Annotated in this window: 19 protein-coding genes; 7 read left to right on the top strand and 12 right to left on the bottom strand. The window is 71.2% G+C overall.

The window, feature by feature from the left end; genetic code table 11:
* Positions 1 to 3: 3 nt before the first annotated feature.
* Positions 4 to 468 carry a MarR family winged helix-turn-helix transcriptional regulator gene (locus ABJI51_RS13235; RefSeq protein WP_348950573.1) on the bottom strand — a complete coding sequence of 155 codons (465 nt, stop codon included), beginning with the start codon at positions 466 to 468 and terminating at the stop codon, positions 4 to 6.
* Positions 469 to 671: 203 nt separating this feature from the next.
* On the opposite strand from ABJI51_RS13235, the gene ABJI51_RS13240 reads away from it, so the two are divergent.
* Both ABJI51_RS13240 and ABJI51_RS13245 read left to right on the top strand, forming a co-directional pair.
* Entirely contained in the window at positions 672 to 1382 is a 711-nt protein-coding gene (locus ABJI51_RS13240) for a DUF4142 domain-containing protein (protein WP_348950575.1), read from the top strand.
* 53 nt (positions 1383 to 1435) lie between these two features.
* Positions 1436 to 1624, top strand: coding sequence for a hypothetical protein (locus ABJI51_RS13245; RefSeq protein ID WP_348950577.1), 189 nt, complete (start codon positions 1436 to 1438; stop codon positions 1622 to 1624).
* A gap of 4 nt (positions 1625 to 1628) precedes the next feature.
* On the opposite strand, the gene ABJI51_RS13250 is transcribed toward ABJI51_RS13245, so the two are convergent.
* Positions 1629 to 2228, bottom strand: coding sequence for a hypothetical protein (locus tag ABJI51_RS13250; protein WP_348950579.1), 600 nt, complete (start codon positions 2226 to 2228; stop codon positions 1629 to 1631).
* Positions 2229 to 2357: 129 nt separating this feature from the next.
* Between ABJI51_RS13250 and ABJI51_RS13255 the strand changes: the two genes are divergently transcribed.
* Together ABJI51_RS13255 and ABJI51_RS13260 are read left to right on the top strand one after the other, a co-directional pair.
* Entirely contained in the window at positions 2358 to 3014 is a 657-nt protein-coding gene (locus ABJI51_RS13255) for a GNAT family N-acetyltransferase (protein WP_348950581.1), read from the top strand.
* Positions 2947 to 3477: an LmrA/YxaF family transcription factor gene (locus ABJI51_RS13260; protein WP_431605603.1), complete on the top strand. Its 531-nt coding sequence runs from the start codon at positions 2947 to 2949 to the stop codon at positions 3475 to 3477. Before ABJI51_RS13255 ends, ABJI51_RS13260 begins: the two co-directional genes overlap by 68 nt.
* Positions 3478 to 3653: 176 nt before the next feature.
* Here ABJI51_RS13260 and ABJI51_RS13265 read toward each other — a convergent pair whose 3' ends face one another.
* The 4 genes from ABJI51_RS13265 to ABJI51_RS13280 form a co-directional block, all read right to left on the bottom strand.
* Positions 3654 to 3983, bottom strand: coding sequence for a hypothetical protein (locus ABJI51_RS13265; RefSeq protein ID WP_348950583.1), 330 nt, complete (start codon positions 3981 to 3983; stop codon positions 3654 to 3656).
* A 64-nt stretch (positions 3984 to 4047) separates the two neighbouring features.
* Complete coding sequence (locus tag ABJI51_RS13270; protein ID WP_348950585.1) at positions 4048 to 4812, bottom strand: SDR family NAD(P)-dependent oxidoreductase; 765 nt, start codon at positions 4810 to 4812, stop codon at positions 4048 to 4050.
* 18 nt (positions 4813 to 4830) lie between these two features.
* The gene (locus tag ABJI51_RS13275; RefSeq protein ID WP_348950587.1) at positions 4831 to 5817 is read right to left on the bottom strand and encodes a glutathione S-transferase family protein; all 987 of its coding nucleotides are present in this window, start codon (positions 5815 to 5817) and stop codon (positions 4831 to 4833) included.
* An 8-nt stretch (positions 5818 to 5825) separates the two neighbouring features.
* A complete protein-coding gene (locus tag ABJI51_RS13280; protein WP_348950589.1) occupies positions 5826 to 6302 on the bottom strand; it encodes a MarR family winged helix-turn-helix transcriptional regulator in 477 nt (158 codons plus the stop codon).
* Positions 6303 to 6407: 105 nt separating this feature from the next.
* Here ABJI51_RS13280 and ABJI51_RS13285 point away from each other — a divergent pair, with 105 nt between their 5' ends.
* Entirely contained in the window at positions 6408 to 6965 is a 558-nt protein-coding gene (locus tag ABJI51_RS13285) for a YceI family protein (RefSeq protein ID WP_348950591.1), read from the top strand.
* 79 nt (positions 6966 to 7044) lie between these two features.
* On the opposite strand, the gene ABJI51_RS13290 is transcribed toward ABJI51_RS13285, so the two are convergent.
* Complete coding sequence (locus ABJI51_RS13290; RefSeq protein WP_348950593.1) at positions 7045 to 7980, bottom strand: GlxA family transcriptional regulator; 936 nt, start codon at positions 7978 to 7980, stop codon at positions 7045 to 7047.
* 72 nt (positions 7981 to 8052) lie between these two features.
* Here ABJI51_RS13290 and ABJI51_RS13295 point away from each other — a divergent pair, with 72 nt between their 5' ends.
* Complete coding sequence (locus tag ABJI51_RS13295) at positions 8053 to 8388, top strand: cupin domain-containing protein (protein WP_348950595.1); 336 nt, start codon at positions 8053 to 8055, stop codon at positions 8386 to 8388.
* 1 nt (position 8389) lies between these two features.
* Here the strand turns inward: ABJI51_RS13295 and ABJI51_RS13300 are convergent, their stop codons facing one another.
* The 5 genes from ABJI51_RS13300 to ABJI51_RS13320 are packed head-to-tail and all read right to left on the bottom strand — an operon-like array spanning position 8390 to position 14440.
* Positions 8390 to 10393, bottom strand: coding sequence for a glycoside hydrolase family 31 protein (locus ABJI51_RS13300; RefSeq protein WP_348950597.1), 2004 nt, complete (start codon positions 10391 to 10393; stop codon positions 8390 to 8392).
* A gap of 22 nt (positions 10394 to 10415) precedes the next feature.
* Positions 10416 to 11231 carry a carbohydrate ABC transporter permease gene (locus tag ABJI51_RS13305; RefSeq protein WP_348950599.1) on the bottom strand — a complete coding sequence of 272 codons (816 nt, stop codon included), beginning with the start codon at positions 11229 to 11231 and terminating at the stop codon, positions 10416 to 10418.
* Positions 11228 to 12166 carry a carbohydrate ABC transporter permease gene (locus ABJI51_RS13310; RefSeq protein WP_348950601.1) on the bottom strand — a complete coding sequence of 313 codons (939 nt, stop codon included), beginning with the start codon at positions 12164 to 12166 and terminating at the stop codon, positions 11228 to 11230. Before ABJI51_RS13310 ends, ABJI51_RS13305 begins: the two co-directional genes overlap by 4 nt.
* Positions 12163 to 13395, bottom strand: a complete 1233-nt coding sequence (locus ABJI51_RS13315) for a sugar ABC transporter substrate-binding protein (RefSeq protein ID WP_348950603.1) — start codon at positions 13393 to 13395, stop codon at positions 12163 to 12165. The genes ABJI51_RS13310 and ABJI51_RS13315 overlap by 4 nt, the downstream gene beginning before the upstream one ends.
* A 37-nt stretch (positions 13396 to 13432) precedes the next feature.
* A complete protein-coding gene (locus tag ABJI51_RS13320; protein WP_348950604.1) occupies positions 13433 to 14440 on the bottom strand; it encodes a LacI family DNA-binding transcriptional regulator in 1008 nt (335 codons plus the stop codon).
* Positions 14441 to 14788: 348 nt separating this feature from the next.
* On the opposite strand from ABJI51_RS13320, the gene ABJI51_RS13325 reads away from it, so the two are divergent.
* A complete protein-coding gene (locus ABJI51_RS13325) occupies positions 14789 to 17740 on the top strand; it encodes a glycoside hydrolase family 3 C-terminal domain-containing protein (protein ID WP_348950606.1) in 2952 nt (983 codons plus the stop codon).
* Positions 17741 to 18036: the final 296 nt, after the last annotated feature.

Raw genomic sequence — 18036 nt, forward strand, 5'->3', positions numbered from 1 at the left:
CACTCACAGCGGCGCCGGGGCCGGCGCGGGCACGGTGGCGGCCGCGTGCACCAGCCGGCGGGCCGCCGTGGCCGCGGCCTTCCGCTGGGCGGGCGGCAGCCGGTCCAGCAGCGCGCCGAGTGCCGCGTGCCGCCGGTCGAGCAGCTGCGTCACCAGCTCCAGCCCGGCGTCGGTGACCTCCAGGGTGACCACGCTGCGGTTGCGCGGGTCGCGGCCGCGCGCGACGTAGCCGAGGGCCTGCAGGCGGTCGGCCAGCCGGGTCACCGTCGACGCGTTGACGCCCATCGCCGCCGCCAGCCGCGAGCTGGGCACCCGGCCGAGGCGGTGCAGGATGAGCAGCAGGCGCGTCTGCGGGAACGACACCTCCGGCGGTGCCGCGTGCGCGCACTCCCACGCGATCCCGACCAGGACCATGGTCAGGCCGTCCAGGGCCGCGACCTCCGGGTCGGTGTCTTCGACGCTTTGCATGACGCAATACTTGCCAACCGCAAGAGCGTCGGTCAAGATGGTGACTTCAGGCCCCGCCCGTGGTGTGCGGCCGGCTTTCCTTGTGTCCTGTTTGGACTTTCTGAAGCTGTTGGCAGACAAGAGAAATTCTTCGCCATCCGGTGAACCACTGCGCGACGCGGTCCGTGTACCCGGGGAGACAGCTGTCGCCAGAAGGAGGAACGATGCCGGATCACCGGGGCATGACGGCCCAGGTCAGGGCCCGGACCATGCTGGTCGTCGTGGCCACGCTCGCCGTCGTCGGCGCGGGCTCGGTCATGGTGCTGCGGGCCAGTGCCGACCAGCCCGCGCAGGCCCAGACGCAGGCGCAGGTCCCGGCCTACGGGCACGCCATGCCGGGCATGGCGGGCAGGCCGGCCGCCGAGGTCGCGGGGAACGTCGCCGGCGCCGGGCCGGTCACCGAGCTGGACAAGACGTTCCTGGTCAAGGTCCGCCAGGCCGGGCTGTGGGAGATCCCCGCGGGCAACCTCGCCCAGACCCACGCGAGCAGCGAGCAGGTCAAGCGGGCGGGGCTGCACCTGCTGGACGGGCACTCCCACCTCGACCAGCTCGTCCGCGAGGACGCGAGGATCCTCGGCGTGACCCTGCCGGACCAGGCCACCGCCGAGCAGCAGGGCTGGGTCCGGCAGCTCACCGCGGCGCAGGGACTGGAGTTCGACAAGCTGTTCGCGAACCTGCTGCGCGCCTCGCACGGCAAGATCTTCGCGACCATCGCGGAGGTGCGCGCGGGCACGCAGAACGACGTCATCCGGCGGCACGCGACGCAGGCGAACCAGACGGTGCTCGACCACATGACGGTCCTGGAGGACACCGGCCTGGTCGACGCGGACACGATCGCCGACGTCGCGGCGGCGGTCAACCCGCCGGCGAAGTAACCGGCGGCCGTCGTGAGGTGCGCTCCGCGGCCGCCGGTGCCACGCTGGAGATCATGACGCACTACGCGCTCGCCCAGACGCTGGCCACGGTCCAGGAATTCGAAGCCAAGGGCTTCCTCGGCACGGTCGGCAAGATCGCCGCGGCCACCGTCATCTTCTTCATCGCGATCGGCCTGGTCGCCGGGCTCGTCATCGGCTACTTCGTCGGGCGGTCGGTGGGACGGCGCCAGGGACCGCGCTGAGGCGTCACGCCAGCAGGCCGTTGCGGGCGAGTTCGTGCCCGGCCAGCTTCTCGATGACCTCCCGGTCGCGCTGCCGCCAGCCGGTGGCGACCTCGCCCGCCGAAGCCAGGCGCCGCAACGGTTGCGTGGCCAGCGCGCGCAGCGCGAGCAGGTCCAGTCCTTCGTCGCCGAGGGCACGCAGCCGGGCGGCCGCGGTGGCGCGGCGGGTGAAGTGCCAGCGCAGCGGCAGCCAGGTGACCACCAGCGTCAGCACCGGCAGCACGACGATGATGGCCGCCATCCACCACGCGAGGCTTTCGACCGCTTCGATCTGCCACCGCCCGGCGTCGGTGAGCTTGGTGCCGACGGCCGACCCGCCGTGCAGCGCCTTGGCGAGCGCGTCCCCGATCAGCGGGATGCCGTCGGCGGAGTTCGCCGCGGAGTCGAACGTGCCGCGCAGCCCGGTGCCCGCGTCGACGAGCCCGTCGCCGGGAGCCCGCAGCTTCATGACCTCGTCGTAGACCGACGTCGCCAGCCACACCGCGAAGACGACCAGCAGCAGGGCGAGCAGATCGCTGACGAGCTGGGCGGTACGGCGGATCGGCCGTTCGGCGTAGAGCTGCATCGGAACGCCTTTCGCGGTGGGGGATCGCGGCCACGGCAACGTACCCGCGCGCCGCGCGGCCGAACCGTGCGGCCGCGTTATGACGACGGTCATAATGCGCACTCGTGTCTGCTGTGCTCTCCTGGGACTATGACCGCTGTCATAGAGGTCCGGGAACTGGGCGACGGCGACCGGGACCGGATCGCCGCGCTCGTCGCGGCCTGCTCACCGGCGAGCCTCCGGCGCCGGTTCCTGATGGGCGGGCCCGCCGAACCGCCCGAGGTTTTCCGGCGCTACCAGCGCTTCCTGCTCGCCGGGCCACCATGCGGTGTGGCGCTGCTGGCGACCTGGGACGGCGTTCCAGCCGGTCTGCTCAATTTCGTCTCGGAGACGCCGGGGCAGGCCGAGGCCGGGATCCTGGTCGCCGACCCGTGGCAGCGGCGGGGCGTCGGCAGTGCGCTGAGCCGGTGGCTGTGGGCGTCCGGCCGGTGGCGCGGCTGGACCGTGCGCGCGACCGTGCAGGCCGGGAACATCGGTGCGGAAGCGCTGCTGCTGCGGCAGGGGTTCCGGCCGGTGCCGTCCTACGAACGCGGCGAGCGGGACTTCGCGCTGGTCGTGCCGGACCGGGCTACCATGACGGACGTCATGAAGGAGGCAGCCGATGACGAGGACACCGCGCGAGCGGATGGTGCTCAGCGCCGCGCAGCTGCTGCGGATCCACGGCGTCGGGGCGACCGGCATGCGGGACGTGGTCGCCCACGCCGAAGCACCGCGGGGCTCCCTGCAGCACTACTTCCCGGGCGGTAAGGACCAGCTGATCGCCGAAGCCGTCGCGTGGGCCGGGGACTACGCGGCCCGGCGGGTCGCGCGCATCGCGGAGCGGCTGGCCGATCCCACCCCCGGCAGCCTCTTCGCGGCCATGGCCGCCCAGTGGCGCGACGAGTTCACGGCACAGGGCTTCGACGCCGGATGCCCGCTGGTCGCCACGGTCGCCGACACCGCGGCCACCAGCGACACCCTTCGGGAAGCGGTCGGCAAGGCCTTCGACGGCTGGCAGCGCCCGGTCGCGGCCACCCTCGAACAGCTCGGCGTGCCCCCGGCCCGCAGTGCCGCGCTGGCGGTGCTGATGCTCAGCACGCTGGAGGGCGCGATCGTCCTGGCCCGCGCCCACCGGGACGTCGCGCCGCTCGACACAGTGGTCGCGGAACTGCGGCCGCTGCTCGACGGCGCCGTCGACCGGCGGCGCCGCCGGGCCTCCGCGGGGGACTAGGGTCCGTATCGAAGTCGTCCGATGGTGGCGAGGGGGTGGTCTGAAAGGGACTTTCCTCGCATCCGGCGAGACGAAAGGTCCCTTCGCTGCACCAGATGTGCCGAAAGCGCCTTTCGGTTCATCTGGCCCCGGCCCGGCGGATCGCCGCAGCAGGCCGCCCCACTGTGCCCCTTCCCTCACTCGACCTCGGTGAGTCCAGGCTGTTCCCCGCTTCGATACAGACCCTGGAGGTGCCCTTTGCCGGCCGGGGAACGCGCATCCGGTCCGGCAGGTGGTTCCCGGCCGTCGGGATCGAGCTGCCGGGCCCGTTTCACCAGGACTTCGGCCTCCTCCTCGGAGAGCCCGGCAACGGACCGGTGCCCGAACAGCTCCATGACCCCGCGCTGCTCGACACCCACAAGAAGAGTGCCGATTGCCGTTTCACAGGACCGAATCTGCTGGAACAGCTCACCGAGGCGGCCGGCGAGCGCCGCCGCGTCGGCTTGCTGGAGGAAGGTGTTGTCCACGAAGCCCACGTTACCGACGATCGAACAGCAGTTCGACTACACGATCGGGTAGTGCTCCGCCGTCTCAGGTGTGCGTTCCGCCATCGACGCGGATTTCCGTGCCGGTGATGAACTTTCCGTCCTCCGACGCCACCATCGCCACCACGCCCGCCACCGCCTCCGGGCCCGCCACCGCGTTGCCGACCGGGGTCGTGTGGTCCGCCGGGAGGATCGGGAGGAGGCGGCCGAACAGGGTGAAGTCGACCTCCTGGGGCAGCCAGCTCGCCGCCGAGTCCGTGATGCCGCTCTTGATGCTGCCCGGGGCGATGCTCACCGCGCGCAGGCCCTGCTTGCCGTACTCCAGCGCCAGTGCGTGCGTGAACGCCTGGATTCCGCCCTTGCTCGCGCAGTACGCCGCCATGTACGGATGGGCGAACGAGGCCGACGTCGAGCTGAAGTTCACCACCACGCCCCTGCCGCTCTCCAGCAACGCGGGCAACGCCGCGCGCGTCACCAGGAACGTGCCGGTCAGGTTCACCGCCAGCACGCGGTTCCACAGCTCCAGCGACGTCTTGTGCGTGTGCTCGGCCAGCAGGATGCCGGCCGCGTTGACCAGCACGTCCAAGCCGCCGAGGTGGTCGATCGCCGCGGCCGTGCCCGCCGTGACCGATGCCTCGTCCGCCACGTCCATGGTGATCGTCTTCGACGCGGGGGAGTCGCGCAGGCCCTCTTCAGACACGTCGGCGGCGACCACCCGGGCGCCTTCGGCCAGCAGCCGCTGGGTCGTGGCCCGGCCGATGCCGGAACCGGCGCCGGTGACGAGGATCCGGTGATCGCGCAGGCGGTCCATGGCGGTCACCGTAGCGGGTCAGGACAGCGCGGGCACCCGTTCGCCGTCCGGGGGCGGGCCCGGCGGGGTGCCGTCGCCGAACGGGCGGCCGCCCAGCTGCTCGCGGTGGTGCGGGGTCAGCCAGCCGGACGGGTCCGGGCCCAGCGGCACGATCCCGGTCGGGTTCACGTTCTTGTGCACCACGTAGTAGTGCTCCTTGATCTGCGCGAAGTCGATCGTGTCGCCGAATCCCGGCGTCTGGAACAGATCGCGCGTGTACGCCCACAGCACCGGCAGCTCGCTGAGCTTCTGCCGGTTGCACTTGAAGTGGCCGTGGTAGACCGCGTCGAACCGGACCAGCGTGGTGAACAGCCGGATGTCGGCTTCGGTGATCGTGTCGCCCACCAGGTACCGCTGGTCCGCCAGCCGCTCCGACAGCCAGTCGAGCCGGGCGAACAGCTTGGCGTAGGCGCGCTCGTAGGCTTCCTGCGACTTCGCGAACCCGCACTGGTAGACCGCGTTGTTGACGTCGGTGAACACCTTCTGCGCGACGTCGTCGATCTCGTCCCGCAGCTTCTCCGGGTACAGCTCCGGCGCGCCCTCGCGGTGGTAAGCCGTCCATTCCGTGGACATGTCCAGCGTCATCTGCGCGAAGTCGTTGGTGACGACCTGGCCGGTCGGGATGTCGACGAACGCCGGGACGGTGATGCCGCGCGGGTAGTCCGGGTCGCGCTTGAAGAACGCCTCCTGCAGCCGCTCGATGCCGAGCACCGGGTCGCGGCCGTCGGGGTCGAGGTGGAAGCTCCAGCTGCGCTCGTCGTGCACCGGCCCGGCGATACCCATCGACAGCACCGGTTCCAGGCCCAGCAGCCGCCGCACGATCACCGCGCGGTTGGCCCACGGGCACGCGCGGGCGACGACCAGCCGGTACCGGCCGGGCTCGACCGGCCAGCCGTCGCGGCCGTCCGCGGTGATGCGGTCGGGGATGTAGTTGAGGTCCCGCTTGTACTCGCCCTTGTCGCTCATCGGCGTCCTCAGCAGTCGTCGGTCGGGGGAGTGGCGTCCAGTGCCGCGGCCAGCCGGGCCAGCACCGGCCCGGCCGTGCGGATGTCCTCGGCGCTCAGGTGGTCGAACACCGCGGCGCGGACGCGGGCGAGGTGGCTCGGGTAGGCCGCCTCCAGTCTGGCAAGCCCGGCCGCGGTCAGCACGGCGTTGGACGCGCGGCCGTCCTCGGCACACCGGCGCTTCTCGACCAGCCCGCGGCGGGTCAGGTCGTCGACCACCCGGCTGATCCGGCTGAGCGAGAGCGCGGTCGTCGCCGCGAGCGCCGAGATGCGCAGCAGGTGGTCCGGCGCCTCCGACAGCGCGACGAGCACGCCGTAGTCGGAGATCGTGAGGCCGGTCTCGGGCAGGAACTGGTCCTCCAGCGCCCGCGGCAGCACGGTGGCGATGCGGATCAGCGGCCGCCAGAACGCGGCTTCGCCGGCGTCCAGCGCGGCTCTCTCACCCATGTCCGGCAGTCTACCGAAAGCTTGCTTGCGCAACCAGCCAAATGCGGTACAGTCTTGTTGAACCCTCAATCACCTGGGGGATGTCACCACGAGGAGAGAACAGTCATGACCAGCGCGACCACCTACCCCCAGCTGACCGGTGAGTACACCCTGGACGCCGCCCACTCGCGGATCGGGTTCGTCGCCCGGCACGCCATGGTGACCAAGGTGCGCGGCAGCTTCAACGAGTTCACCGGCAAGGCGACCATCGACGGCGACGCGCCGGAGAAGTCGAGCGTCGAGGTGACGATCGAGGCCACCAGCATCGACACGCGCAACGCCGACCGTGACGCCCACCTCAAGGGCAACGACTTCCTGTCGATGGACGAGTTCCCGCAGATCACCTTCCGCTCGACCGAGATCAAGCAGACCGGCGAGACCAGCTTCGACGTGACCGGCGACCTGACGATCAAGGGGATCACCCGCCCGGTGACGGTCCCGTTCGAGTTCGAGGGCTCGGCCAAGGACCCGTTCGGCAACGACCGGATCGGCTTCGAGGGCTCCACCACGATCAACCGCAAGGACTTCGGCGTCACCTGGAACGCCGCCCTGGAGACCGGCGGCGTGCTGGTCAGCGACAAGGTCACGCTGGAGTTCGAGATCTCCGCGATCAAGTCCGCCTGACTTCCGGGAGCGGGAACCGGGGCTGCCGGTTCCCGCTCACCCGCGAAACCCGGCCTGCGGCCGAACCGGCCAACCGGCATCACGGCACCCGGAACGCCCGCCGGTAAGCGCCCGGCGTCGTCCCCACCAACGCCCGGAACCGCCGCCGCAGGTTCACCGCCGAGGCCAGCCCGACCCGGGTGGCGATCGCCTCCACCGGCAGGTCCGTCTCCTCCAGCAGCGTCCGCGCCGCCGCCACGCGGCGGGCCAGGAGCCACGCTCCCGGGCTCGTGCCGAGCTGCTCGGCGAACCGGCGGGCCAACGTCCGCGGCGAGACGCCGGCGTGCGCGGCCAGGTCGCCGACCGACAACGGCGTGTCCAGCCGCTCCGCCGCCCACGTCAGGAGCCCGTCCACGGCGTCCGGTGCCGCCGGCGGCGGGGTGAACTGCAGCTGACCGCCTTCGCGATGCGGCGGCATCACCATGTGCCGCGCCAGCAACGCCGCGTACGCCGGCCCGTGGTCCTTGCGGACCAGGTGCAGGCACAGGTCGATCCCGGCGCCCGCCCCCGCGCTCGTCGCCACGTCGCCGTGGTCGACGTACAGCACGTCCGGCTCCACCTGCACCTGCGGGAACTCCCGGCGCAGCTGGTCCGCGCGAGCCCAGTGGGTGGTCGCCGACCGGCCGTCCAGCAGGCCCGTGCGGGCCAGCGCGAACACCCCGGAACAGATCGTCACCAGCCGCGCGCCGCGGGCGTGGGCGCGCAGGAGCGCCCGGCGGACGCGCGGGGGCAGCGGGGCCTCCACCGGGGACCAGCCCGGGATGATCACCGTGTCCGCGGTCGTCAGTGCCGAGAGGCCGCGGGACACCGCCATCGCGTACCCGGCCGTGGTCGGGACCGGTCCTGGCGTCTCCGCGCACACCTCGAACTCGTAGTGCCGGGGCACCCCGTCCCGCGGCGTGCCGAACACCTCCGCCGCGCAGCCCAGCTCGAACGTCGACTGCACCGGCCGCACCAGAGCCACCACGCGATGCATGGCACGAAAGTACCCCACCACGTCATCCCGGACACTGGCCCGGCACGGGCGCGCGCGGGCAGAGTGAGGGCCATGCACCCCGAGATCCTCGAGCAGGAGGGCTACACCTGGGCCGCCGTCCAGGACGCCCCCGTCCGCGAACTCTTCCCCGGCATCCGCCTGCGTCCACTGTGGACCGGCGCGAACGGCGCGCACGCCAACGTCCTGGAGATGGACCCGGGCACCTCCTGGCCGCGCCGGGACGTCCACGAGCCCGGCCCGGAGGAGGTCTACGTCCTCACCGGCACGTTCAGCGACGGCGCACGGGAGTACCCGGCGGGCACGTTCCTGCACGCACCCGCCGGGTCCTGGCACGTGCCCGCGAGCACGACCGGCTGCACCCTGTTCGTCTTCTACCCCGAGGGCTGAGCTACTCCGCGCGGATCGGCAGGTCGGCCCCGTCCCGGAGGAACACCGGGATCCGCTCCGCCGGGGCCGCCGCCTCCACCGTGGTCCCGCCCTCGTGGCGGGTCCCGGTGACCGCGTCCGTCCACGTCGCGCCCGCGGGCAGGTACACCCGCCGGGCCGTGACGCCCGGTTCGAGCACCGGCGCCACCAGCAGGTCCGGCCCGAGCAGGAACTCGTCCGACACGTCCCACGCCGTGGCGTCGGCGGGGAAGTCCACGAACAGCGGGCGCATCGGCGGGATGCCCTGCTCGTGGGCCACCCGCATCTGCTCCATCAGGTACGGACGCAGCCGCTCACGCAGCCGCAGCGACTCCGTGATCGCCTCGTACGCCTCCGGCCCGTACGACCAGACCTCGTTCGGGCCGCCGGTCATCTCCGGGCCGAACCCCGGCCGCGGGTCGCGGAAGCCGTGCAGGCGGAACAGCGGGCAGAACACCCCGTACTGGAACCAGCGGACCATCAGCTCCCGGTACTCCGGGGAGTCCGGGTCGCCGCCGTGGAAGCCGCCGATGTCGGTGGTCCACCACGGGATGCCGGCGACCGCGACGTTCAGGCCCGCCCGGACCTGCGCCCGCAGCGACTCCCACGTCGCCCCGACGTCACCGGACCACAGCGCCGCGCCGAAGCGCTGGCTGCCCGCCCACGCCGAGCGCGACAGCAGCACCACCTCGTCGTCGCCCTCGCCGCGGATGCCGTCGTGGAACGTCTGCGCGTTGGCCTGCGGGTAGATGTTGAAGACCTCCGCGCCCGGCCCGGTGTGGAAGCCGAGGTTGTGCGGGTGACCCGGCTGGATCTCCGGCTCGTCGCCGTCCAGCCACCACGCGCGCACGCCGAGGTCGTAGTAGTTCTCCTTGACCTTGCTCCAGACGAACTCCCGCGCCGCCGGGTTGGTCGCGTCGTAGAACGCCACCGGCATCTCGACGCCGAAGCCCTTGTCCTTCCACGGCGCGTGGAACGGGACGCCGTTCTCGGCCGCGACCAGCAGGCCCCGCTCGTGCAGCTCGCGGTAGTTCTCCGACAGCGGGTTGACCGACGGCCACACCGACACCATCAGCTTGACGCCCAGCTCGCCGAGCTCGCGGATCATCCCCGCCGGGTCGGGCCACTCGGCGGTGTCGAACTTCCAGTCGCCGAGGTGCGTCCAGTGGAAGAAGTCCGTCACGATCACCGACAGCGGCAGCCCCCGCGCGTGGTACTCGCGGGCCACCGACAGCAGTTCCTCCTGGCTGCGGTAGCGCAGTTTCGACTGCCAGAACCCGGCCGCCCACTCCGGCAGCATCGGCGCGTGGCCGGTCGCGTCGGCGTAGTGGCCGAGGATCTCGCGCGGGCCGTCGCCGGTGGTGATCCAGTAGTCGATCTGGCGGGCGTCGTCGGCGACCCAGCGGGTGCCGTTGGCGGCCAGCTCGACCCGGCCGACGGCGGGGCTGTTCCACAGGAACCCGTAGCCGCGGCTGGACAGCAGGAACGGCACCGACACCTCGGCGTTGCGCTGCACCAGGTCCAGCACGAGGCCCTTCTGGTCGAACCGGCCGTGCGTGCGCTGGCCGAGGCCGAAGATGCGCTCGTCGTCGTAGGCGGTGAAGCGCTGCTCCAGCCGGCCGTAGCCGTTGCGGGAGGGCATGAACAGCCGCGCGCCGGGCCACCAGAAGTGCGCGCGCTGCTCCGACAGCAGCTCCTCGCCGGTGTCGGTGCGGACGAACTTCAGCTGCGCGTCGATCCCGGTGTCGGTGTCGGCGATCTCGACGATCGCGGTCAGCGCACCGTTGACCACGCGGCCGGTCCGCCCGTCCGCCTCCGCGGTGGCGGACGACGGCTTCGCGGGCAGCAGCGCGCCCGGGACGTCGTCGAGGACGCGGTGCCGCCCGGCGCGCACGCGCAGGCTGTCGGTGCCCCATGGCTCGACGCGCAGCACCTCGTGCCGCACGGTGACTTCGAGCGAACGGCCGTCTTCGGTCGTGGCGATCACACAATCTCCTTGCGAGGGGGCTTCAGTCTTTGACGGCGCCGCTGGTCAGCCCGGCGACGACGTACCTCTGCGCGACGACGAGCAGAACGGCCGCGGGAATCGCGGCCAGGACGGCGGTGGCCATGATCCCGTTCCAGTCGGCGGACTGGTTGCCGACGAACCGGTAGATGCCCACGGTGATGGGCTCGAACGACTGCCCGGTCGTCAGCGTGACGGCGAACAGGAAGTCGGCCCAGGCGAACAGGAACGAGAACAGCCCGGCGGTGACCAGCGCGTTGCGGCTCACCGGGAGGATGACCGAGAAGAAGGTGCGCCAGTACCCCGCACCGTCCACACGGGACGCTTCGGTGAGCTCCTTCGGGATCGAGATCATGAACGCGCGCAGCAGGAGCACGGCGAACGGGATCGTCGCGGTCGAGTCGGCGAGGACCAGCCCGAGGTAGTTGTCGATCAGGCCGAGGTTGCTGAACACCGTGTAGAGCGCGTTGGCCATCACGATGCCGGGGATCATCTGCACGATGAGCATGACGAACACCAGCACCGGCCCGCCGCGCACCTTCAGCTGGGCCAGCGCGTACGACGCGGGCGCCGCCACCAGCAGCGAGACGAACACCGCGCCGAGCGCGATGATCACGCTGGAGAGCAGGTTCGGCCCCTGCGTCGCGACGGCCTTGCGGTAGCCGTCGAGGGTGCCGCCGACCGGGAAGAACGCCGGGTCCGGGCGCAGCAGCGCGCCGCTGGGCTGCAGGGAGGCGTTGACCATCCAGTACAGCGGGAACAGCAGCACCGCCACGATGAGGATGCCGAGCACCGTGCGCGGCCAGTTCGCCGTCTTCATGCCGCCTCCGCCAGGGTCGCCTTCGCCGAGCGCAGGTACAGCAGCCCGAACACCGTCGCCACCACGATCAGCACGTTGCCGACCGCCGCGCCCTGCCCGAACGCGAAGTCCTGGAAGGACAGCCGGTAGGACCACGTGGTCAGCGTCTGCGTGGCGTTGGCGGGCCCGCCGCCGGTGACCACCATGATCACGTCGAACACCTTGATCGTGTAGACCAGCCCGAGCATGAGCACGATCCCGGTGACCGGCCGCAGCAGCGGCCAGGTGACGTGCCGGAACCGCTGCCAGGCACCCGCGCCGTCCAGCGCGGCGGCCTCGTAGAGCGAGTCGGGGATCGCGCGCAGCCCGCCGTGCAGGATCACCAGGTTGAACGGGATGCCGATCCAGATGTTGGTGAGGATCACCGCGGGCAGCGCCCAGCTCGTGCTGCTCAGCCACGGCACCGCGTCCAGGCCGACGGCCCGCAGCGCGGCGTTGAGCACGCCGTGGTCCTGGTCGAACATCCACCGCCAGATCGCGCCGCTGACCACCAGCGGCAGCAGCCACGGCAGCAGCAGCAGCGACCGCAGCACGGCGCTGCCGAGGAACCGGCCGTTGAAGAACACCGCGAGCGCCAGGCCCAGGCCGAACTGGAACACCAGCGACCCGACGGTGAACAGGGCCGTGTTGAGCGCCGAGGTGGTGAACAGCGGGTTGTTCAGGATGGCGGAGTAGTTCGCGAAGCCGACGAAGGGCGCTTCGCCGGTGTAGAACGACTTCACCGTGTAGTTCTGCGTGCTCATCACCACGTTCGCGGCCAGCGGGTAGCCGAAGAACACGACGACGTAGGCGAGGGCGGGCAGCAGGAACGCCCACGCGACGAACCGGTTGTCCCGGCGGGACTTCCGGTTCGCGCGCGAGGGCGCCGCGACCGCCGGGGCGGCGGTCAGCGTCACGATCCGCTCGCCTGCTGCGCGGCCTTGAGGGCCTGGTCCACCGGCTGCTTCCCGGTCAGCGCCGCCTGGATGGCGTCGGCCAGCGCCTGGGAGACCTTCGGGTACTTCTCGCCCAGCTCGGCGGTGCGGGAGCGGGCCGTGCCGACCTCGTCGACGAACGCCTGCATGGCGGGCTGCTCCGCGCCGAACTTCTGCGCCACGGCCGTCTTCGACGGGACGTAGGCGTGTGCCTTGCTCCACTCGAGCATCGTCGGCTCGGACAGGATGCAGGACAGGACCTTGCCCGCGGCCTGCTGGTTCGGGCCGCTGGTCACCGGGATGGTGCCGACCTCGCCGCCGAGCGCGACCACCGGCTTGTCACCTGCCTTGGGCACCGGGATCGGCACGACGCCGTAGTGCAGCGACTTCTGCTCGTCGAGCCGGGCCAGGTTCCAGGAGCCGTTGATCATCATCGCCGCGTTGCCGCCGACGAACTGGTCGGCGACGTCGTTCTGGTTCCAGGTCACCACCGACTTCGACGCCGCACCGGAGTTCACCAGGTCGGTGACGTACTGCAGGGCCTGGGTGGCCTGCGGCGAGTCCAGCTGGGACAGCTCGGCGCCGTTGCTCCAGAAGAACGGCAGGAACTGCCAAGTGCCCTCTTCGGACGGGATCGCGGAGAAGGCGAGGCCGTACTTGCCGTCCTTGGTCAGCTTCGCCGCGGCGGCCTTCAGCTCGTCCCACGTCTTCGGCGGCTCGACGCCGGCGGCCTGCAGGAGGTCCTTGTTGTAGATCAGCGCGAGGCCGTTGACGCCGGGGGCGACGCCGTACACCTTGTCCTGGTACGTCCCGGCCTTGACGATGCTGGGGGAGTAGCCGTCGGCGGTGATGCCGTAGTCCGACAGCGGGGTCAGCGCGCCGGTCGCGGCGACCTGCTGCAGCGTCGGGTTGTCGGTGAAGAGCAGGTCCGGCAGCGTCTTGGAGCTGGCGCTCTGCAGCACCTTCGGCAGCAGCTGGTTGGTCGGCACCTTCTGGCGCTGGATCTTGATCCCGGTCTGCGTGGCGCAGGTGTCGAGGATCTTCTGCCAGGCGGCGGAGCCCTGCTCGTCGGCGTAGTAGTCGAGCTCGGTGATCGACGTCGCGGCGGGACCGCCCGCGCCGTTCGGCGCCGACGGCGCCGGGCTCGGGCTGCAGGCGGCCAGCAGGGAAGCGCTCGCGGCCAGGATCAGGGCGCGACGGGCTACGGACATGGTGGATTCTCCTTCGGCGGCGAAGCAGGACCAGGGGTCAGGCGTGGGGCGCGGCGGTGCTCTCGCGCCGGGTCAGGCGGGGCCCGAGCAGCCGGACCTCCGGGGTGGTGTGGCCGGCGAGCCGGCGCATGGTCATCTCGACGGCCTGGGTGCCGACCTCCTCGGCCGGGATGGCCACGTTGGTCAGCGCGACCGCGTGCTGCTCGGCCATGCTGTCCGGGCACACGGCGATGACCGAGATGTCCTCGGGCACCCGCAGGCCGCGGTGGCGCAGGTCCGACAGCAGGCCGGGCAGCACGGCCTCGTTGTGCACGACCAGGGCGGTCAGGCCCGGGTCGGCGGCGAGCAGGTCGTCCAGGCAGGCGCTCACCGCTTCGTAGGAATGGGCGCACGCCCGGGACTCCGCTCGCACGTCCCGCGCCTTGGTGGCCTCGTCGAAGCCGCGCAGGAATCGCGTCGCGTAGCTCGTCCCGCGGCGGTAGACCGCGGGGGACGGGCCGATCAGCGCGATCGAGCGGTGGCCCAGCTCGGCCAGGTGCGCGACGCACGCCGAGCCCGCCGCGGTGAAGTCCAGGTCGACGCAGCTCAGCCCGGCCGGGTGGTCGGGCACGCCGATGAGCACCACCGGCAGGTCGAGCGCCAGCAGCATCGGCACCCGCGGGTCGGCGGTTTCGACGTCCATCACCATCAGCGCGTCGGCGATGGCCGAGGACGCCACCCGCTGCAGCGCCGCCGGACCCTCGTCCTTGGTGAGCAGCAGCAGGTCGTGGTCGTGGGCACGGGCGGCGGTGACCGCCGAGGCGACGAACTCCATCACGACGGCGACGTTGAGGTCGGTGCGCAGCGGCACGACCAGCGCCAGCACGTTGGTCTTGCTGCTGGCCAGCGCCCGCGCGCCGGCGTGCGGGTGGTAGCCGAGCTTGCGGATGCTGTCCTCGACCAGGCGCCGGGTCTTCGGCGAGATCGAACGCTTGCCGCTGATCACGTAGGACACCGTGCTGGGGGCCACTCCGGCCGCGTTGGCGACGTCGTTGATCGTGACCACGGGTGGCCTCCTGAGGACGGGGAGCGGGTCGGTGTGTCGAAGCGCATCGACGATGGCACGAAGGTAGGCGACACCTGCCGGAAACACAAGCATCATTCGGCGTTCGGCCGCATTCGATTCGAATTCGACGACGAACGGCTTCGTCGAAAATGTCGAACCGTACTGGTTGGCGGACTTTTCGCAGCTCAGACCCCCTGCTGAGGGATAACCCCGCCTTCGTCGGACGCTGCCGGGGAAAGTCTTGACCTCGCGCTCACGCGGCTGTAATAGTCGTCACCCATCCCCACCTTCGACGCCAATGTTCCGCGCCGCGCCGTCGAAACGATTCGACGATTCCGGAGGCTGTCTGTGCGCAAGTCCCTGTTCCGCCGTGCTCTCGTGCCGATCGTGGCCGCGACCGTCCTGCTGGCGCCGACGCCGGCACTGGCCGAGCCGCCACCGGCGTTCCGTGATCCGTCGCTGCCACTGGCCGCGCGGATCGACGACCTGCTCTCCCGGCTGACCGCCGACGAAAAGATCTCGCTGCTGCACCAGTACCAGCCGGCCATCCCGCGGCTGGGCATCGGCGTGTTCAAGACCGGCACCGAAGCCCTGCACGGCGTCGCGTGGTCGACCGACTACGACAACAAGGGTGCCGTGGTCAAGGCCGACGGCACGGTGTTCCCGCAGGCCATCGGCCTGGCCAGCACCTGGGACCCGGCGCTGGTCAAGCAGGTCGGCGCGGCCGTCGGCCAGGAGGCGCGCGGCTTCAACGCCCGCAACCCGACGCTGTGGGGCCTCAACATGTGGGCGCCGGTGGTGAACCTGCTGCGCGACCCGCGGTGGGGCCGCAACGAAGAGGGCTACTCCGAGGACCCGCACCTGACCGGCGAGCTGGCGATCGCCTACGGCCACGGCATGCAGGGCGACGACCCGCGCTACCTGCAGGCCGCCCCGACGCTGAAGCACTACCTCGCCTACAACAACGAGGTCAACCGCGACACCACCAGCTCCTCGGTGCCGCCGAAGATCCTGCACGACTACGACGAGCAGGCGTTCAAGATCCCGCTGCAGGCGGGCGCGGCCAACGCCGTCATGCCGTCGTACAACCTGGTCAACGGCAGGCCCAACCACGTGAGCCCGGACCTCGACGGCAAGCTGCGCAAGTGGGCGCCGCAGGACATCGCCGTCGTCAGCGACGCCGGTGCCCCGTCGAACCTGGTCAACTCCGAGAAGTACTACGCCACCAAGGCCGAGGGCAACGCGGCGGCGATCAAGGCGGGGCTGGACAGCTTCACCGACAACGACACCGACGGCTCGATCACCGTCAACGCGGTCAAGGAGGCGCTGGCCAAGGGCTACCTGACCATGGCCGACGTCGAGAACGCCGACCGGCACCTGCTGTCGCTGCGCTTCCGCCTCGGCGAGTTCGACCCGCCGGGCCGCAACCCGTACGCGAAGATCACCCCGGCGGTCATCGGCTCGCCGGAGCACCGGGCGCTGGCCCGCAAGGCCGCTGACGACCAGGTCGTCCTGCTGCGCAACAACGCGGGCGCGCTGCCGCTGAACGCCGCGCAGAACAAGAAGGTGGCGGTCGTCGGCCCGCTGTCGAACACCCTGTACGAAGACTGGTACAGCGGCGCGATGACCTACAAGGTCACGCCGGTGCAGGGCATCCAGGAGCGGCTCGGCGCGAACGGCACGGTCTCCTCGTCCGAAGGCGTCGACCGGATCGCGCTGAAGGACCTCGCCACCGGCAAGTACCTGACGGCACCGGCCAGCCCCGGCAAGGTGACCGCGGCCGGGACCACCGCCGGCACCGCCCAGTCCTTCGACGTCTACGACTGGGGCGCGGGCAAGAACACGCTGCGCGCGGCCGCCAACGGCAAGTTCCTCAGCTACTCCGGCGGCGGGCTGGTCAACGACGCCGACCAGCCGACCGGCTGGTTCGTCCAGCAGCAGCTCAAGCTCGACGCGCAGCCCGACGGCAGCTACGTGCTGGAGTACGCGGGCAACGAAGCGAACGAGCCGTGGTTCGGCCCGAACAAGTTCGCCGTCGTCGGCGCCGACGGTTCGCTGACCTTCTCCGCCCCGGACGCCGCGCACGCGAGCAAGTTCGGCCGCGAGGTGCTCACCAGCGGCGTCGGCAGCGCGGTCGCCGCGGCCAAGGACGCCGACACCGCGGTGGTCGTGGTCGGCAGCATGCCGTTCATCAACGGCCGCGAGGCCAACGACCGGACCAGCACCGAGCTGGCCCCGGCGCAGCGCGCGCTGGTCGAAGCGGTGCAGAAGGCCAACCCGCACACCATCGTCGTCGTGGAGAACAGCTACCCGACCACCGGCTGGGACACCCTGTCCGTGCCCGGGATCGTGTGGACCAGCCACGCCGGCCAGGAGACCGGGCACGCGGTCGCCGACGTCCTCTTCGGCGACACCAACCCGAGCGGCCGCCTGACGCAGACCTGGTACGCCTCCGACGCGGCGCTGCCGGGCATCCTGGACTACGACATCGCCAAGACCGGGATGACCTACCAGTACTACCGCGGCAAGCCGCTCTTCCCGTTCGGGTACGGGCTGAGCTACACCAGCTTCCGCTACGACAACGTGCGGGCCATCCAGTCCGGCGGCAAGGTCCAGGTGAGCGTCGACGTGACGAACACCGGCGCCCGCAGCGGGTCCGACGTCGTCCAGCTCTACTCGAGCGCGCGGCAGTCCCGGGTGCAGCAGCCGCTGAAGCAGCTGCGTGACTTCTCGAAGGTGACGCTGGCCCCGAAGGAAACCCGCACGGTGCGCTTCGAGGTGCCGGTGTCCGACCTGGCCTTCTGGGACGTCACGCGCGGGAAGTCCGTGGTGGAGAGCGGGGTCTACGACTTCGCGGTCGGGCACAACGCCGCCGACATCGCCGGCTCGCAGCCGGTGTACGTCGCCGGGGAGCGGATCCCGGCCCGCGACCTGACCCGCCCGACGCAGGCGGAGAACTTCGACGCCTACTCCGCGGCGACGCTGACCGACACCTCGAAGGTCTCGGGCACGTCGGTGGCGGCCACGGCGGGCAGCTGGCTGGCGTTCAAGGACGTCGCGCTGAACGGCCCGGCGAAGTTCACGGCGTCGGTGTCCAAGGCCGACGCGGGGACGGCGCGGATCACCGTCCGCCTCGGCTCCCCGACCGGCCGCGTGCTGGGCACGGCCACGGTGTCCTCGACCGGTGACCGCTACGCGTACGCGACGGTGGGCACGGCACTGGGCAAGGCGTACGGCCGCCAGGACGTCTACCTGACGTTCGACGGCCCGGTCAACCTGGCGTCGTTCACCCTCAAGTAGGAGGTCTGCCGAGCTGAAGGGCACCTTCCTTGCGTGTGACGCAAGGAAGGTGCCCTTCGGTGCGTCCGGCCCGGCTCACCGGAGGAAGCGTGGGCTGAAAGGCGCTTTCCTGGCGTCTGGCGCGACGAAAGTCCCTTTCACTGCACCAGGCGAGACGAACGTCCCTTTCAGCCCGCCCTGAGGACCCGCGCAGAGGCGCTGCTCGGCCCGGCGGGGTGGAACCGCCGCCGGTCAGGTGTCGTGGGTGGGGAACACAGGTTGGACCCTGTTAAGCCCACACGCCAACCCCCGGGCGA

Source organism: Amycolatopsis melonis, assembly GCF_040064235.1.
Lineage (GTDB): Bacteria > Actinomycetota > Actinomycetes > Mycobacteriales > Pseudonocardiaceae > Amycolatopsis > Amycolatopsis melonis.

What these genes read in the sequence shown, in the direction of transcription:
- ABJI51_RS13280 (WP_348950589.1), bottom strand. Translation starts at nt 6,302, where the DNA reads ATGGGTGAGAGAGCCGCGCTGGACGCCGGCGAAGCCGCGTTCTGGCGG.
- ABJI51_RS13240 (WP_348950575.1), top strand. Translation starts at nt 672, where the DNA reads ATGCCGGATCACCGGGGCATGACGGCCCAGGTCAGGGCCCGGACCATG.
- ABJI51_RS13285 (WP_348950591.1), top strand. Translation starts at nt 6,408, where the DNA reads ATGACCAGCGCGACCACCTACCCCCAGCTGACCGGTGAGTACACCCTG.
- ABJI51_RS13260 (WP_431605603.1), top strand. Translation starts at nt 2,947, where the DNA reads ATGCGGGACGTGGTCGCCCACGCCGAAGCACCGCGGGGCTCCCTGCAG.
- ABJI51_RS13305 (WP_348950599.1), bottom strand. Translation starts at nt 11,231, where the DNA reads ATGAAGACGGCGAACTGGCCGCGCACGGTGCTCGGCATCCTCATCGTG.
- ABJI51_RS13290 (WP_348950593.1), bottom strand. Translation starts at nt 7,980, where the DNA reads ATGCATCGCGTGGTGGCTCTGGTGCGGCCGGTGCAGTCGACGTTCGAG.
- ABJI51_RS13275 (WP_348950587.1), bottom strand. Translation starts at nt 5,817, where the DNA reads ATGAGCGACAAGGGCGAGTACAAGCGGGACCTCAACTACATCCCCGAC.
- ABJI51_RS13255 (WP_348950581.1), top strand. Translation starts at nt 2,358, where the DNA reads ATGACCGCTGTCATAGAGGTCCGGGAACTGGGCGACGGCGACCGGGAC.
- ABJI51_RS13250 (WP_348950579.1), bottom strand. Translation starts at nt 2,228, where the DNA reads ATGCAGCTCTACGCCGAACGGCCGATCCGCCGTACCGCCCAGCTCGTC.
- ABJI51_RS13295 (WP_348950595.1), top strand. Translation starts at nt 8,053, where the DNA reads ATGCACCCCGAGATCCTCGAGCAGGAGGGCTACACCTGGGCCGCCGTC.
- ABJI51_RS13270 (WP_348950585.1), bottom strand. Translation starts at nt 4,812, where the DNA reads ATGGACCGCCTGCGCGATCACCGGATCCTCGTCACCGGCGCCGGTTCC.
- ABJI51_RS13235 (WP_348950573.1), bottom strand. Translation starts at nt 468, where the DNA reads ATGCAAAGCGTCGAAGACACCGACCCGGAGGTCGCGGCCCTGGACGGC.
- ABJI51_RS13315 (WP_348950603.1), bottom strand. Translation starts at nt 13,395, where the DNA reads ATGTCCGTAGCCCGTCGCGCCCTGATCCTGGCCGCGAGCGCTTCCCTG.
- ABJI51_RS13245 (WP_348950577.1), top strand. Translation starts at nt 1,436, where the DNA reads ATGACGCACTACGCGCTCGCCCAGACGCTGGCCACGGTCCAGGAATTC.